The organism is Desulfocurvus sp., assembly GCF_023230885.1.
Lineage (GTDB): Bacteria > Desulfobacterota > Desulfovibrionia > Desulfovibrionales > Desulfovibrionaceae > Desulfocurvus.
The window spans coordinates 1-15309 of record NZ_JALNWM010000062.1 but is presented as its reverse complement, the minus strand read 5'-3'; the positions used below and the strand labels follow the sequence as shown (position 1 = coordinate 15309).

General features: G+C 69.7%; 12 protein-coding genes. 6 read left to right on the top strand and 6 right to left on the bottom strand.

Annotated features, from left to right (window positions below; all coding sequences use genetic code 11):
- The 4 genes from cas8c to M0P34_RS06260 form a co-directional block, all read right to left on the bottom strand.
- The coding region (gene cas8c / locus M0P34_RS06275) for a type I-C CRISPR-associated protein Cas8c/Csd1 (protein WP_291497525.1) at positions 1–1474 on the bottom strand (1474 nt) is incomplete at its 3' end.
- Positions 1475–1479: 5 nt separating this feature from the next.
- Entirely contained in the window at positions 1480–2187 is a 708-nt protein-coding gene (gene cas5c, locus M0P34_RS06270; RefSeq protein ID WP_291497523.1) for a type I-C CRISPR-associated protein Cas5c, read from the bottom strand.
- Positions 2187–4655 carry a CRISPR-associated endonuclease Cas3'' gene (locus tag M0P34_RS06265; protein WP_291497521.1) on the bottom strand — a complete coding sequence of 823 codons (2469 nt, stop codon included), beginning with the start codon at positions 4653–4655 and terminating at the stop codon, positions 2187–2189. Before M0P34_RS06265 ends, cas5c begins: the two co-directional genes overlap by 1 nt.
- Complete coding sequence (locus M0P34_RS06260) at positions 4648–4896, bottom strand: hypothetical protein (protein ID WP_291497519.1); 249 nt, start codon at positions 4894–4896, stop codon at positions 4648–4650. The genes M0P34_RS06265 and M0P34_RS06260 overlap by 8 nt, the downstream gene beginning before the upstream one ends.
- A 465-nt stretch (positions 4897–5361) precedes the next feature.
- Here M0P34_RS06260 and M0P34_RS06255 point away from each other — a divergent pair, with 465 nt between their 5' ends.
- From M0P34_RS06255 to M0P34_RS06230, 6 genes are all read left to right on the top strand, one after another.
- Positions 5362–5910, top strand: coding sequence for a hypothetical protein (locus M0P34_RS06255; protein WP_291497517.1), 549 nt, complete (start codon positions 5362–5364; stop codon positions 5908–5910).
- Positions 5911–5993: 83 nt separating this feature from the next.
- Entirely contained in the window at positions 5994–7634 is a 1641-nt protein-coding gene (locus M0P34_RS06250; protein WP_291497515.1) for a YcaO-like family protein, read from the top strand.
- A gap of 62 nt (positions 7635–7696) precedes the next feature.
- A complete protein-coding gene (locus M0P34_RS06245; RefSeq protein WP_291497513.1) occupies positions 7697–8959 on the top strand; it encodes a DNA repair exonuclease in 1263 nt (420 codons plus the stop codon).
- Complete coding sequence (locus M0P34_RS06240) at positions 8956–12465, top strand: YhaN family protein (protein ID WP_291497511.1); 3510 nt, start codon at positions 8956–8958, stop codon at positions 12463–12465. The genes M0P34_RS06245 and M0P34_RS06240 overlap by 4 nt, the downstream gene beginning before the upstream one ends.
- Positions 12466–12479: 14 nt before the next feature.
- Positions 12480–12734: a hypothetical protein gene (locus tag M0P34_RS06235; RefSeq protein WP_291497509.1), complete on the top strand. Its 255-nt coding sequence runs from the start codon at positions 12480–12482 to the stop codon at positions 12732–12734.
- A 21-nt stretch (positions 12735–12755) separates the two neighbouring features.
- Positions 12756–13373, top strand: coding sequence for a phosphatase PAP2 family protein (locus tag M0P34_RS06230; RefSeq protein ID WP_291497508.1), 618 nt, complete (start codon positions 12756–12758; stop codon positions 13371–13373).
- Positions 13374–13619: 246 nt separating this feature from the next.
- Here M0P34_RS06230 and M0P34_RS06225 read toward each other — a convergent pair whose 3' ends face one another.
- Positions 13620–14336, bottom strand: coding sequence for a VTT domain-containing protein (locus tag M0P34_RS06225; RefSeq protein ID WP_291497506.1), 717 nt, complete (start codon positions 14334–14336; stop codon positions 13620–13622).
- A gap of 112 nt (positions 14337–14448) precedes the next feature.
- Positions 14449–15174, bottom strand: a complete 726-nt coding sequence (locus M0P34_RS06220) for a glycosyltransferase family 2 protein (protein ID WP_291497504.1) — start codon at positions 15172–15174, stop codon at positions 14449–14451.
- Positions 15175–15309: the final 135 nt, after the last annotated feature.

Sequence of the window (15309 nt, the reverse complement as noted above, 5' to 3'; positions counted from 1 at the left end):
GTCGATTGGCCGCACGTCGGACACAGCTTTCGACCAGGTCGGCAGGCAGATCCCGCCCTTCCACAATGCAGGGAACAAGCCGTTCCACCGTGGCTTTTTTGAGCTTGATGTCCAGGCGGCGTCCATAGGCCGCCTCGGCCACGGCTTTGGGCGCGGGTGCACAAGCCCGCCACATGTCGACCGGCGCCCTCCTCTGCCTGCTTTTCTCCGTCTGCTTGGCAGACACGATCTGCGGCCAAGCCATGTCCTCATGCCATTTCTTCAGCCGCGCCAGGAACTCCGAACCGAGAAGTTCACGGTAGTAGATGACACTCATGCGGCCCGGCGTGGCGGAATCCAACCCCATAACCACAATAGCTTCGGTGGGATCAAGCACGGCGGAATAGCCCGCGATGAACTTGTTCAGCCGCAGCGCAAAGCTTTGGCCGATATCTCGCGTGTGGTCTGGTCCGGCCTGCTCCTGTTTATCGCCTTCTGCTGGTAAGACGGGTTCATCCAACCAGTCACTGGAACCCTCTAGGACGCTGGGCGTAGGCTTGCCGGAGACCGCCCAACAGACGAAGACCTGGGTATCGTTACGATACCCTTGTCGAGCAATGAGCCGACGCAAGGCACCATGCGCTTTTTGGCTCACCTCGTAGCCCACGCCGCAAGCCTGCGTGCCAGCACTATCCGTGAAGTGCCCACGAAAGGTGAACCCGGAGGAATCATTGGAAGAGATGAGCTTAGCCTTATCGCCAGCATGACGGAGCTTCGCCGGATGCAAACTGGCCAGGGCTACTTCGCCGCCATTCACCATACACAGCCCTTTGGCTTCGATGGTGGAGGGGTAATAAGCCGCCCAGTTGTCCAGAAGACTTTGGTCCTCCCACACACCGGAGGCGAGGTTTCCCGGGATTTCCACCCGCCAGCGCACGACGGCCTTGCCCGCAGACTGGTCCGTCGAAAATGCGGCCCAAAGGGGATGCATCGCCGTATTGGACGTTTTCTTGGCAGCGATTTTCCCCTCCGCATTGAGTGGGAGCACGCCTTTCTTCACCAAATCCTCAATCAGCGCACCACGATCGAGATAGTTGAGAATCGCCGTGGTCTTCGGATGCGGCGACGCCGCCACCCACTTGCGCAGCTGCGCAAGGTAGCTGGCCCTGGGTTCATCCTCGTCGCCCGCGAAGCCACTGGTGACCACGCCCCCGTACTTGCGAAAGTCTGCTGCAAGATATTGCAGACTGTCGCATAGCGGGTGCGGCACTGGCCTCGCACCAGTGCGTGTAGCTGACGCCTCTGTACAGGGGATCATTGTAGTGGCGTCGTTTTTGTCAACAACGCTTGCCCGCAACAGCGTCCCACTTTTATCGAGGACAATTTCTATATGCGCACGTGCAGTGCTATGGCTATCCGGAACCAGATTCAGTTCCTCATTTTCTTTCACAGTGAAGAAAGAGGAGGCTTCATGCGTTTTGTAGAGTGTCTGCATCCAACTCACAGAATTTCCTCCTCCTCGGTTGTACGAAAATTACGCCCTGGCTCAAAGGATTTCGCCGTCATCGGGCGTACTGTCTTGCAGAGGCGGCTGTCGCAGTTCTCGGGGCGGGGAAACTCGATGACTCCACGGCGCATCTCCGGTCGCCAGAATCGGCTACGCATGACCTTTTCCCCGGTTTCATCCGGGTAGTCGAAGCCATGAAACATGAGCCCGAAGCTGAGTTCATCAAGGTTATCATAGTGTCCCTCGCCTTCGCCGAAGCGGCAGGGTTCCACATAGCCCTGGCAATCGCGCGTCCCCAGGAAAATGTCCTGCCTGCCGCCACGCTCCAGGGCGCGCTGAGCTATCTCATAATGCTTGCCGTCAATGCGGTCATGGGCCAACTCCGGGCGGTGTTCGTTCCATTCAAAATGCGCCTGGACCTGGTATTCGACATCGACCAGGAAGGTATAGATGGCGAGGCTGTTGCCCCCGCCATAGCCGAGTGGCTTTGTTCCCTTGGTTTGGGTACGTATGGGGCGCAGCACCCGTACCTTGTTGATGAACCAAATCAGCGTTGGCTTCCAATAGATCGATTTGACGACGCCTTTCAATGCCTCATACGTAGGGATGTGATATGAGCACTTCTCTCCGCCGATGCGCGTCAGCGGATCGGTAAACAGGGCATAGCGCCCGATGAGACGAAACGCGATGTCGTTGTTCACTACGCACCTCCATCGTAGATGAGCGGAGACATTTTTTCAGTCGCAACAACAGAAACACCAAAATTTCCGCTATAATACTGAGGGTCAAGGCACCAGATTCCGAGTCCTTTTTTTGTTTCGTACAAGGCCCGTTCGTCATACAGTGTCTTGAAAACTTCTGGGAATGTATTGACAGCGTATCGCTGCGCGCGCCGAAGCAGCATCTTCTCCTGCTGCGAATCCAAGGCCCCGCACAGCTGGGCAATGATCTCCGTGCCTTCACCGTAAGGAACGAGGACGCCGCACGTGGGCGCGTCAATGACCTTGAAAAGCCCTCCGGCTGTGGCGAATGATTGGCGTAAAGTGGGCTGCGTACGCATGTTCCCGGGGTTCAGTCGGTTGCATGAGAGCAAGTTGAAGAGCGTGTCGTCATGGCCAACATCTTCCCTTGAGACAGGGTATGCCATCTCGTTGCGGTGGTTGAAGAAAGCATAGGTGAAGTAACGCTCCATGGCTCTGGGGTGCAGCAGCGAGCCACCCAGCGAGGCGGGGTCCGCACGGAATTCGCCAAGGACGCGCAGAGTGGATTCACGTCCGATGCGGATGGCCTTCAGCTTGCTCAAATTCTCCTGGTCCGGGTTGAGCACATGCACTTGGCCAAGCAGGCCACCCTTACTGTCGCCGTTGCGATTGCAGCGTCCTGCCGTCTGGACAATGGAGTCCAGCCCGGCCAGAAAGCGAATCGCCGCACCGAAACTGATGTCCACCCCCGCCTCGATAAGTTGGGTGCTGACGCACAACACCGGGCGCCCGGCGTCAAGCTCTCTGCGCATGTCGTCCAGAACGCGCAACCTGTGCGCCGCGCACATGCTCGTGCTCAAATGCCAGACCTCGGTGATGCCCCGGGCGGCGCACTCCTCGTACAGTTCACGCGCCCAGCGTTTGGTGTTCACCACCACAAGACAGCTGCCAGTACGCCGCAGTTCGCTGATGGCGAGGTCCGCGACCTCCGTGACGGTCCAGCCGCCCGGCTTGGTGTCGTCGAGAATTTCCGTTCGTTCCAACCTGCCGAAGAAGGCATCCCGATCCGGCATCAATTCGCACCGAGGGTCAAGAGAGAGCACGCCCAACTCAGGCCGGTCAAGCCTGCCCAGAAGCGGTTGAGTAGCCGTACAGAGCACAATGCTGGCCCCACACTCCTGGACAAGGAAATTCACAGCGTTGCAGAAGAGATGCACGCAGTTGACGGGCAGCGTCTGGATCTCGTCGAAAATGATGACTGCCCCTGCAAGCCGGTGCATACGCCGCGCGCTGCGCGTGCCACCGCGAAACAGGCTTTCCAGGAATTGCACCATGGTTGTGTAGATCACCGGGGTGTCCCAATTCTCCGAGGCCAGGCGTGTACGCGGGGTTTCCTTGTCCGGCGTAAGGTTGGAATGGTGTTCGAGCACCACGCTGCCGAATTCCTCGCCGTCCTCCAGAACATCACGTGCCACCCGGGCATTTTGATCTATGATGGACGTGAAGGGGATGATGTTGACAATCCTTGCCATGTTGTGGCGCGCGGCGTGGTGCAAGGCAAAACGCAATCCTGCAAGGGTTTTCCCGCCACCAGTGGGCACCGTCAAAGTAAAGATGCCCTTAGGTTCCGCAGCCCTGGCAAGGCAATGCTCCGATATTTCCTTGCGAATAGCGTTAATGGTATTTTCATCAGTGAATCCAGCAAGTTTTTTCTCCAGACGCTTGGAGAGCCGCTGCCAAGGTGGAGCGCCAGAAAAGCGCAGGGCTGTATTTTCCGGGTACTCGACATCGGCACTGTCGGTATGGTCGGCGTCGATCAGACAACTCAACAGCATCCGAGTCATGAGCCCCATGAAGAACCAGGCGAGAGGGTTATGGATGCGGCAAATTGAACATCCTTCACAATAACTGGACCTTTCCGGACGAAGCCTCGCGGCAAAACGTGCACGCATCTCCAACATAACCTCGGGCAACAGCTGTTCTCCCGGTGCGCCGAAGCCGTCGCCGAATAGCCCTACCACTTCCTGAAGATGCGTCTGCTTGATGTCTTTGTTGATACGTTTATCGAAAGCGTCCTCGCCTTCCGGCCCCAGACAGTCGACCAGCCCGGAGTGATGCGAACAAATGCACAGGGTCAGCATTTGGGCAAACAGAATATTTTGCGCCGGGGCACGCCCCTGCGTAATGGCGCGCCAGAGCCTTTGGGCACCAGCACTGGAATGGTCGATTCTTCCTCTGAGGCCATCGGCGTCGATGAACTCCTCGTCCTCCGGGGCAAAAATTCCCGTAGCGGATCGAAGGTATTGCTGGAAGGAAGCGGAAAGTTTGCCTTCATCATGCCCAAAACCGATCAGCCTCCCGGCGAGCGGCAACCCAAACACCCGAGCGAAACCTTCGGCCAGGGACGCAACACCGGAAAGGTGGACTTGCAATGGCTGCCCAGGTCGGGCAAGCGGCTGCTTACCCATAAAGATCCTCGTTTGCCAAGAATTGTAAGCTTGTATGCCCCACAGCGCTGGCGCGCAGATATTCCTGCACTCCGTCCCCGGCCTTGCCGATGTCGTGCAGCAGCCCGGCGGCGCGGCCCATGTCCTGCGCGCCAAAGGCGGCGGCGAACTCCCCTGCGCGCTCCGCCACGACCCGCAGATGGGCGTCCAGGGGCTCCCACTGCGAATCCGGGCAGCCAGATACGGTGTGCGCATACTTCATAACCCATACTAGGCAATTTCAACAGGCTCGTAAATACGTTGGAGGATTCGGAAACGAAAAAGTCCGCCTCCGGGCAGCCTGCCGCCTTGTACCCGGCCCTGGCGCAACCCCGGCCGGGGTTGTGCGCCCCGGGCGGCGAGCCGATCCGGCCGGAGGAGCCTCCGCCGACCGCCCGGGCCCCGCGCGCTTCGCCCGTCGCGAAATTCGCCCGCCCGCGCCCGGCCTGGCCGCTTCCAGCCCTCCCCCGCCCGCGCCTTCACCCTGGACATCGACGCCCCCCTGGCGCAGCCCCCCGCCGTGCCCTGGCGTCGCGGCGCCACCCAGGCTCCCGGGCCGATACGCCCTTCCCGGGCACCGCCCGGAGCGCGCCCCGCCCCCGCCGCGGCCCGGCCGACGTTGCGCGGGGGCACCGGTCATGCTAGAGGTGGCAAGACGACATCATTTCCCGTACTGCGAGGAGGAAACATGCCCGGTACCGGCTTCATTCTGTTCAGCGGCGGCGCCAAGGGCGCCGAGGCCGCCTTTGGCGAACTGGCCCAGCGCTACGGCGTCGAGGAGGTCAACTACTCCTTCGAAGGCCATGTGTCCGAGCGCACCCGCGGCCTGCGCACCCTGACCGAGGACGAACTGGCCCTCAAGGACGTGAGCCTGACCTACGTCTCGCGGCTCATGAACCGCAAATTCTCCACCGCTCCCCTGTTCCGCAAGGTGCTCCAGAGCATCTGCTGGCAGGTGGCCAGCGGCTTCGAGGTCTATGTGGTCGGCTCCGTGCAGGAGGACCAGACCGTCAAGGGCGGCACGGGCTGGGGCGCCGAATACGCCAAGATCTGCAACAAGCCGCTGCTCGTCTTCGACCAGGAGAAGGACGGCTGGTTCCGCTGGTCCAAGTCCGCCTTCGCCCCCGAAGAGGCCCCGGTCATCCGGCACAAGCACTTCACGGGCACCGGCACGCGCTTCCTGGAGGCCAACGGCAAAAAGGCCCTGGAAGACCTCTTCGCCCGCAGCTTCAAGTAGGCTCCCTTTCGCAGCGCAGGGGCGGCCCGCAAGGGCCGCCCCTTGCTTGTCGCCCCGCCCCGCCCGCTCCCCGGAGGCCAGCCATGCGCTACACCCTGGAACTCACCGGCACCGCCGCCACCATCGGGTTCTGCGCCTGCGTGCCCGAGGGGCGGCCCGACGCGGACCAGGCCGCGCGCTACCTGGCCGAACGCCCCGGCGACACGTTCATGCACCGCCACCTGCTGGGGCTGATCCTGGACATGGACCCCGCCCAGGCCCAGGGCCTGGCCGGGCGCCATCCCGGCAACGCCGCCCTGGGCGCGGCCCTGGCCGAGGCAGCCCTGGTGCGCCCCGAGCTGACCGGGGCGACCCCGGACGCCCCCGATCCGACGGCCTCGCCCCTGGTGGACCTGCGCCAGGAGGCCATGCCCCGGCGGGCGGAACACCGCGCCTGGAGCGCGCTGCTGGCGGCCAACCTGGAGACCCATGCGCCCCTGCCCGCCCCGGGCAGCCCCGGTGCGCCGCCCGTGCCCTTTTCCCCCGCGGAAATAGCCGCCGCCGCCCGGGGCTTCGTGCCTGTGGCCGACGTGGCGCCCCCGGCGCCGGGGGCCCACCCGCGCCCCCCGGGGGCCGCCGAGGTCTCGCGCCGCGCCGGGCGCGCCCTGGCCGCCGCGGGGGTGGAGCTGTCATCGCAGATGCGCCACCAGATGTCCCTGGCGCCGGTGGGGCTGGTGCGCCAGTGGCGGGTGGCCGTGCGCGTGCGCACCGGCGCCCTGGACTACGAGCTGTCCGGCGTCCAGTCGTCCTTCGGGCGCGGGCTGGAATTCGAGGCCGCCCAGGTGGCCCTGCTCATGGAAATCTGCGAGCGGCGCTCGGCCTGGGCCGACGTGGGGCCCGAAGGCGCCCTGGGCTATGCCAGGCCCCTGCCCCTGACCCGGGCGCCCTTTGCCGACCTGCCCCCGGGGGCGGCCCTGGACCCCGCGAGCCTGCCCATCGAGGCGCCCGCGCCGGACGCGCCCCTGTGCTGGGTGCCGGCGGCGCGCGCGGGCGGCGGGGAGATCCTGGTTCCGGCGCAGTGCGTGTTCCTGTTCGCCAACCTGGACGAACCCGCCCTGTTCAGCGCCCCGGGGTCCACGGGCCTGGGCGCGGGCGGCTGCATGGCCCGGGCGCGGCTCACGGCGCTTTTGGAAGTCATCGAGCGCGACGCCGAATGCGTCACGCCCCACGATCCGGCGCGCTGCTTCCGCCTGGAATCCGATGACCGCAAGCTGCGCGCGCAACTCGAACAGTACGCCGCCCGGGGCATGGATGTCTGGTTCGAGGACATCACCTCCGAGTTGGGCGTGCCGTGCTACCGGGCCTTCGCCCTGGGGCCCGAGGGCCAGGTGACCAAGGGCTGCGCTGCGGGGCTGTGCGGCCCCGGGGTCGCGGCCTCGGCGCTGTTCGAGGTGCCCTATCCCTTCCCCTGGGGCCCGCCGACCCTGCCCGGCCCGCCCGACCTGCCCGTGCGCCGGGCGCAGGATCTGCCCGACCTGTCCACGGGCACCCCGGGCGGCGACCTGGCGCGCATCGAGGCCGCCCTCGTGGCCAGCGGGCGCCCCCCGGCCTATGTGGACCTGACCCGGGCGGACCTGGGCATCCCCGTGTGCCGCGCCCTGGTGCCCGGCCTGGAGCTGCTGGCGGACTTCGACCGTCACAGCGTGCTCTCGCCGCGCCTTTTCGCGCGGCTGGGCCGGGCCTGAGCCGCCGCCGGCCCCGGCGCGCTGTGGCGCCCCGGGGCGATTTGTTGTAGCCTTGGCCCGCCATGCCGACCTTCCTGCACGCCGCCGACATCCACCTGGACAGCCCCCTGCGCAAGCTGCCCGCCTACGAGGGCGCGCCCGTGGAGGCCGTACGCTCGGCCACGCGCCGGGCCCTGGGCAACCTCGTGGACTACGCCGTGGCCCAGGCCGTGCCCCTGGTGCTGCTGGCCGGCGATGTCTACGACGGCGACTGGCAGGACTTCCAGACCGGACTGCACTTCGCCGCGCGCATGCGCGAGCTGCGCGACGCCGGGGTGCGCGTGGTCCTGGTGCGCGGCAACCACGACGCCCAAAGCGCCATGACCCGCACCCTGACCCTGCCCGCCAACGTCACCGTGCTGCCCTCGGGCGCGGCGGGCAGCGCGATATTCGAGGACCTGGGCGTGGCCGTGCACGGCCGCAGCTACGCCGTGCGCGACGAGTCCGAAAATTTCGTGCCCGGCTACCCCGCGCCCCTGCCCGGGCTGTTCAACATCGGCCTGCTGCATACCGCCGTGGCCGGCAGCCAGGGCCACGCGCCCTACGCCCCCTGCCGCCTGGCCGACCTGCTGGCCAAGGGCTACGACTACTGGGCCCTGGGCCACGTCCACGAACACAAGGTGCTCCACCAGGCGCCACCGGTGGTCTACGCCGGGGCGCTCCAGGGCCGGGGCGTCCGCGAGACCGGCCCCCGGGGCTGCGTACGCGTGGACGCGGACGCGGCCGGGATCCGCGTGCGCCACCTGCCCCTGGATGTCATGCGCTGGGCCGTGCTGGACCTGGACGCGGGCGGCGCCACCGGACTGCATGAGGCCTGCCGCGCCCTGGACGGCCCCCTGGCCGCCGCCCTGGCCGCCGCGGGGGAACTGCCCCTGGCCGTGCGGCTGGTCCTTTCGGGCCGCTGCCCGGCCCACGGCGCCCTGGCCGCCGCCACCGGGGAACTGGTGGCCGAGCTGCGCGCCCGGGCCGGAGAGCTGTCCTCGGGCCGGGCCTGGGTGGAGAAGGTCGTCCTGCGCACGGCCCCGCCCGGGGCCGCCCAGCCCGCTCCGGACACGCCCCAGGGCGCCCTGGACCGCGCCCTGGACCGCCTGGCCCGGGAACCCGAAGCCTTCGCCGCCCTGGGCGCGGATTTCACGGACCTCGCGGCCAAGCTGCGCGCCGTGCCCGGAACGGACGTGGACCTGCCCGACCTGGACGACCCGGATACGCGCCGCGAAATTCTGGACGACGTGCGCGGCCTGCTGGCCGCCCTCGCCGGGGCCCCCGCCGGGGAGGACGCCCCATGAGGCTGCGCCGCCTGGAGCTTGTCGCCTTCGGGCCGTTCACCGGCGCGGTCCTCGCCCCGGGCGACGGGCTGACCCTGGTCCTTGGGCCCAACGAGGCGGGCAAAAGCTCGGCCCTGCGCGGCCTTGGCCAGTTCCTCTACGGAATGCCCCGCCAGTTCGCGGACAACTTCGTACACCAGAACAAGGACGTGGAGATTCGCGGGCTCCTGGAATTCGAGGACGGCGGGCGCCTGGAACTGCGCCGCCAGAAGAAGGACAAGAACGACCTCGTGCTCCTGCCGGACCTGGAACCCCTGGACCAGCGCGAGCTGGTCCGGCGCCTGGGCGGCGTGGACCAGGGAGTCTTCGGGCAGCTCTTCGGCATCGGCCACGCGGCCCTGGCCGCCGGAAGCGAAGACCTGCTGCGCTCGGGCGGGGCCCTGGGCCAGAACCTGTTCGCCGCGGCCTCGGGCGTCCACGGCCTGCGCAGGGCCCTGGCCGGGCTGGACGAGGAGGCCCGCAGGCTCTTCGCCCCGCGCGCCAGGACCTCGGCCGTCAACGCCGCCCTGGCCGAACTGCGCGAACTGCGAGCCGAACAGCGCGAACTGTCCGTCAGCCCGGCGGCCTGGGCGGCCCTGAACCGCGACGCCCGGCGCCTGGAGACCCGGCGCGGGGAAATCCAGGCCCGCCTGGACACCCTGCGGGCCACGGTCCGGCGCCTGGAACGCCTGGACCAGGGCCGGGGCCCGGCGGCCCGGCGCCGGGAGCTGCTGGCCCGGCTGGAGGAGCTGGGCCCCGGACCGCTGCTGGCGCCGGACTTCACCGAACGCCGCAGCCGAGCTCAGGCGGGCCTGGACGCCGCGCGGCGCGAGGCCGGAGAGCAGCATGCGGCCCTGGGACGGCTGGACGACGCCCTGGCGGCCCTGCCCGAGGCCAGCGGGCTGGCGCACGGCGCAGAGCGCATCGAGGCCCTGTACGCCGAGGCCGAAGTTCACGCCAAGGCCCGCCGCGACTCGCGCGGCCTGGAGGACGACTGCCGGCGGCTGGAGGCCCGGGCGCGGGAGATGCTGCGCGCCCTGCGCCCGGACCTGCCCCTGGAACGCGCCGGGGAGCTGCGCCTGCCGCGCCGCGAACAGGAGCGCATCCACGAGCTGATCCAGGAACACGCGGCCCTGGGCGCGGCCCTGGACGCCGCGCGGGAAGAGGCCGAGGCCGCCGCCGAGGAGCAGGAGCGCGCCCGGGCCGCCCGGGCCGCCCTGCCCCCGGCGCCCGATGCCGCGGCCCTGGCCGGGGCCCTGCGCCGCGCCGAGGCCCAGGGCGACCTGGAAGAACGCCTGGCCAGGGCCAGGGCCCAGTGCGCGGCCCTGGGCGGGCAGGCCGAGACCGGGGCCGGGGCTCTGGGCCTGTGGCCCGGCCCGCCCGACGACCTGAAAGCCCTGGTCGCCCTGGCCGTGCCGCCCGACGAGACCCTGCGGCGCTTCGAGGCCCGCGAGGCCGCCCTGGCCGCCGAACGGCGCGACGCCACCCGCGAGCTGGAAACCCAGGCCCGTGAACTGGAGGCCCGGCGGGCCGAGCTGGAGGCCCTGCGCGGGGCGGGCGATGTGCCCACCGAGGCCGACCTGCTGGCCGCGCGGGAACTGCGCGACCGGGGCTGGGCCCTGGTGCGCGCGCGCCTGTCCGGTTCCGCCGGGACGGGCGAGGCCGAATTCGTCGCGCGCCTCGGCGCAAGCGGGCTGGAGGCCGCGCAGGAGGCCGCCGTGCGCCGGGCCGACGAGCTGGCCGACCGCCTGCGCCGCGAGGCCGGGCGCGTGGCCGAGCAGGCCGCCCTGCTGGCCGCCGTGCAGCGCCTGGAAAGCGGGCTGGACCGGGCCGGGCGGCGACTGGGCGCCCTGGACGCCGAGGCCGGGGCCCTGGGCGCCCAGTGGAAAGAGCTGTGGGCGCCCCTGGGCGTGGACCCGCTGCCCGCGCGCGAAATGCTGGCCTGGACCGAGGCGCGCCGCGAGGTCTGCCGCATCGTGGCCGCCCTGGGGGAGGCCGAGGCCGAGGCCGCAACGCTGGAGGAACGCGCCGGGGCCCTGGACGCGGAGCTGCGGGCCCTGCTGGCGGCCGCCGGGGCCGCTCCGTCGGCCGCCGCCGGACTGGGGGCCCTGGCGGACGCCGCCGGGCGGATCGCCCGCGACGCCGAGGCCCTGCGCGCCGCCCGCGAACGCGCCGGGGAACGCGCGGCCGACCTGGAACGCCGCGCCCGGGCCGCGCAGTCGCGCCAGGAGCGCGCCCGGGAGGCGCTGGACCGCTGGGCCGACCGCTGGGCCGGGGCCGTGGCGCCCCTGGGCCTGCCCGCCGCCGCCACCCCGGCCCAGGCCCGGGGGTTCCTGGACGACGTGGCCGAGCTGCTGGGCGTCGTCGCCGAGTGGCAGGGCAAGGCCAGGCGCGTGGCGGACATGGCCCGCGACTATGAGGATTTCTGCACCCGGGTGGCCGAGGCTGTGGCCCGGCTGGCCCCGGAGCTGGGCGAGCCGGACCCCATCCGCGCCGCAGTGCGGCTTTTCGAACGCCTGGCCGCCGCGCGCGATGCCGCCCGCCGCCGCGCGGACCTGCGCGAACGCCGCCAGGAGGCCGCCGCGCGCCACACCGCCGCCCTGGGCGCCGAACACGACCACGCCCGGACCCTGGAACGGCTCTGCGCCGAGGCCGGATGTGCCGCGCCGGACGAGCTGCCCCGGGCCGAGGAAAACGCCCGCGAACGCGCCCGGGCCCGCGAGGCCCTGGCCCGCGCCGAGGAGGCCCTGGCCGCCCTGGCCACCGGGGAGGTCGCGGCCTTTGCCGCCCAGGCCCTGGAAGAGGATCCCGACGCCCTGGCCGCCGGGCTGGGCGCGGCCCGGGCCGAGGTCCAGGCCCTGGGCGCGGAGCACGACGCGCTGCTCCAGGAGCTGGGCGGCGTGCGCCAGGCCCTGACGGCCCTGGACGGCACCTCCCGCGCGGCGCGGGTGGCCGAGCGGGCCCAGGGCGTCCTGGGCCGCCTGCAGGCCGACGTGGACCGCCATGTGCGCCTGCGCCTGGCCGCCCTGATCCTGGGCAGCGAGATCGAGCGCTACCGCCGCGACCACCAGGGCCCGGTGCTGGAACGTGCGGGAGGGCTGTTCGCGGCCCTGACCCTGGGCTCCTTCGCCGGGCTGGAGGCCGATTTCGACGAACGGGGCGAGCCGGTGCTCCAGGGCGTACGCCCCGGCGGGGAGCGCGTGCGCGTACCGGCCATGAGCGACGGCACGCGCGATCAGCTCTTCCTGGCCCTGCGCCTGGCCGGGCTGCACCGTTTCCTGGACGCCAACGCGCCCCTGCCCTTCGTGGTGGACGATATCCTGGTGCACTTCGACGACCAGCGCGCCAGGGCGACCCTGGGCGCGCTGGCGGAGCTGGCGCGGCGCACCCAGGTCGTCTTCTTCACCCACCACGAGCACCTCTTGCCCCTGGCCCAGGCCGCCGTGCCCGCCCCGCTGCTGACCGTGGCGCGCCTTGGCCGGGATTGACCCCCGGAGGCCCCATGCCCTACATCACCCCCGAACGCCGCGCGGCGTTCGACGCCCAGCTGCGGGCCCTGGCCGCCGAAGTCGGCACCCAGGGCGAGATGAACTACTGCATCTACAAGCTGGCCACCCTGGTCATCGAGCGCGCGGGCGAGTCCTATGACACGCTGTCCATGTGCTCCTCGGCCATGGAACACGCCAAACTGGAATGGTACCGCCAGCGCCTGGCACCCTACGAGGACAGGAAGATCAAGGAAAACGGCCCCATCTGACCTGCGGGGCCCGGAGAGGACATGGATTTTTCGACTCCCGGCTGGGACCACTGGCTGTTCTGGCTCGTCAACGACACCCTGCGCGCCCCTTTCCTGGACTGGGCCATGCCCTGGATATCGTCGCCCGTGGTCCTGTGGCTGGCGGTGGGCGCGGGCATCGCCCTGGGCGTACGCCGCTACCGCTGGGCGCAGTTTGCGGGGCTGCTGGTCGTGCTGCTGGCCCTGGGCGTGGCCGACGGCGGCACCAACCTGCTCAAGAAGGCCCACGGACGGCTGCGGCCGCTGAACGCCATGCCCGGGGTCCATTTCGTGGAAGACGGCCGCTGGCAGGTGCGCCCGCCGGACTTCGCCCCCGTGAAGAAAACCGGCTCCTCCTATCCCTCGGCCCACGCGGCCAACTCCATGGCCGCCGCCGTGGCCATCGCCCTGCTGTGGCGCGGGCCGCGCCGCTATGTGTGGCTCCTGCCGCTGCTGGTGGGCTACTCGCGCGTCTACCTGGGCAAGCACTGGCCCTCGGACGTGCTCATGGGCTGGCTTACGGGCGCGGGAGCCGCGCTGCTGGTGGTGGGCCTGGCGCTCTTGCTGTGCGCGGGGGGGCTGCGCCTGCGGCTGCCCTCGGGCCGCCCCCCGGACCGCTAGCCCGCCAGCGGAAAACGGGCGCCGCACTTGTGGCGCGATAAATCGGGATCAAAAGGCTTTACCCGGGAGCCCGGCGAAAACCCGGGCACGCGGCAACCGGCCCGGGCCACGGCGCCCACCGGGCGCCGGGCCGGGCCCAATCCCCCCTGGCGGGCCGCTGCGGGCTCCGGGGCGCACCACGCCCCGGGGCCCGCGCTTTTGGCGCGGCGCGGCATGCCGGGGCGGGCTGCCCGGCCAGGGGCGGGCCTACTGGCCGGAGGAGGAGGCGTCGGGCGCGGAGGCGTCGTCGTCCACCAGGGCGGCGTCGCGCCGCCGGGCACGGTGGATGCGCCAGCCGATCCAGGTGGAAAGCAGGAACAGCAGGGCCGACAAGCTGACGCGCCAGGCCAGGTCGACCTTGAAGCCGCTGCCGAGCAGGGCGAAGACGGCGGTCTGGGGCACGAAGCCCAGGGCCGAGCCCAGCAGGAAGGGCAAGGCGGGCACGGAGCTGACACCGGCCAGGAGATTGGTCAGGATGTTGCTGCCCACGGGCATGAGCCGGATGACCAGCGCCGTGGAGAAGGGCGCGCGGGCCAGGAAGGCGTCGGCCCGGGCGATGCGCCCGGGGCCGCGCCGGGCCATGCGCCGGGCCACGGGGCCCCGGCCGAGCACCCGGGCGTAAAGAAAGGACAGCGCCGCGCCGAGGGTCGTCCCGGCCACGCCCAGCAGCGTTCCGGCAACAAAGCCGTACACATAGCCCGCCAGGAAGCTGACCACCTGGCGCGGCAGGCCCACGCCGGTGCCCAGGGCGGCCAGGCCCAGAAAGGTCAGCCAGCCCAGCAGGCCCTGGCCGCGGACGTGGGCGTCCATCCAGCCCTCGCTCAGGGCGTCGGCCAGCCCCAGATGGCGCGCGGCCAGCCCGGCCGCCACCAGCGAGGCGATGAGCACCAGTCCCTTGAGGAGAATTTTTGCCTGTCTGTCCAAAGGCGCCGCCGGGGCCGAGGGTTGTGCGGCACGCCGCGATGGCGCGCCCGGGCAGCCTACCCCAACGCGGGGGCGCTGAAAAGGGCGCCGGGCGGGCCCGGCGGGGCGCGGGTCAGTTGCGCTCGTCGATTTCGTAGCGGATGGCGCGGTCCTGGAGCCAGCGTACGCCGATGAGGTCGTAGGCTCCGGCCCGGGCGCGGTCCCAGGTGCCGTACTTGGACACGCCGTGCACGCGCGGGCGATGGTTCACGGGCACCTCGGCCACGGTGCCGCCCTGCATTTTGACCAGGGTGGGCAGGTAGCGGTGCATGTTCCGAAAGACGTGCAGCCTGCGGGCCATGTCGGTGCGCATGGCCTTGAGGGAGCAGCCGGTGTCGCGCACGGTCTCGCGGGTCCACCAGTCGCGCAGGCGGTTGGCCAGCCGGGAGCTGACGCGCTTGACCCAGCTGTCCTGGCGGCGCCTGCGCCAGCCGATGACCATGTCCACGCCCTGGCGGTCCAGGGTGTCGAGCAGGGCGGGGATGTCGGCGGGATCGTTCTGCAGGTCGGCGTCGATGGTCACCACCACGTCGCCCGAGGCGTTGGCAAACCCTGCGGCGAAGGCGGCGGACTGGCCCTGGTTGGCCCGGAAGGACAGGTAGCGCACGCGCGGGTTGGCGGCGGCCAGGGCCTTGATGACGGCCAGGGAGCCGTCGGTGCTGCAATCGTTGATGAAGAGCACGTCCCAGGGCCGGGAACCGCCGCCCAGGGCGCGCACGATCTCGTCCAGCAGCGGCGGCAGGTTCGATTCCTCGTTGAACACGGGAACCACGACGGTGACGGAGGTTTCGCTTGGCATGACGGCCCTGATAAGCGATTTGAAAAAAGTTGTAAACAAGGTTTGACAAGCCCGGCCAAGGCGCATATACCCACTCTTCCAACAGCGTTGCGGGGTGGAGCAGCACGGTAGCTCGTCGGGCTCATAACCCGAAGG

Bases quoted from the DNA above. Each gene is read 5' to 3' on its own strand.
- M0P34_RS06220 (WP_291497504.1), bottom strand. From the start codon at position 15,174: ATGCCAAGCGAAACCTCCGTCACCGTCGTGGTTCCCGTGTTCAACGAG.
- M0P34_RS06235 (WP_291497509.1), top strand. From the start codon at position 12,480: ATGCCCTACATCACCCCCGAACGCCGCGCGGCGTTCGACGCCCAGCTG.
- M0P34_RS06255 (WP_291497517.1), top strand. From the start codon at position 5,362: ATGCCCGGTACCGGCTTCATTCTGTTCAGCGGCGGCGCCAAGGGCGCC.
- M0P34_RS06240 (WP_291497511.1), top strand. From the start codon at position 8,956: ATGAGGCTGCGCCGCCTGGAGCTTGTCGCCTTCGGGCCGTTCACCGGC.
- M0P34_RS06245 (WP_291497513.1), top strand. From the start codon at position 7,697: ATGCCGACCTTCCTGCACGCCGCCGACATCCACCTGGACAGCCCCCTG.
- M0P34_RS06265 (WP_291497521.1), bottom strand. From the start codon at position 4,655: ATGGGTAAGCAGCCGCTTGCCCGACCTGGGCAGCCATTGCAAGTCCAC.
- M0P34_RS06250 (WP_291497515.1), top strand. From the start codon at position 5,994: ATGCGCTACACCCTGGAACTCACCGGCACCGCCGCCACCATCGGGTTC.
- M0P34_RS06230 (WP_291497508.1), top strand. From the start codon at position 12,756: ATGGATTTTTCGACTCCCGGCTGGGACCACTGGCTGTTCTGGCTCGTC.
- M0P34_RS06260 (WP_291497519.1), bottom strand. From the start codon at position 4,896: ATGAAGTATGCGCACACCGTATCTGGCTGCCCGGATTCGCAGTGGGAG.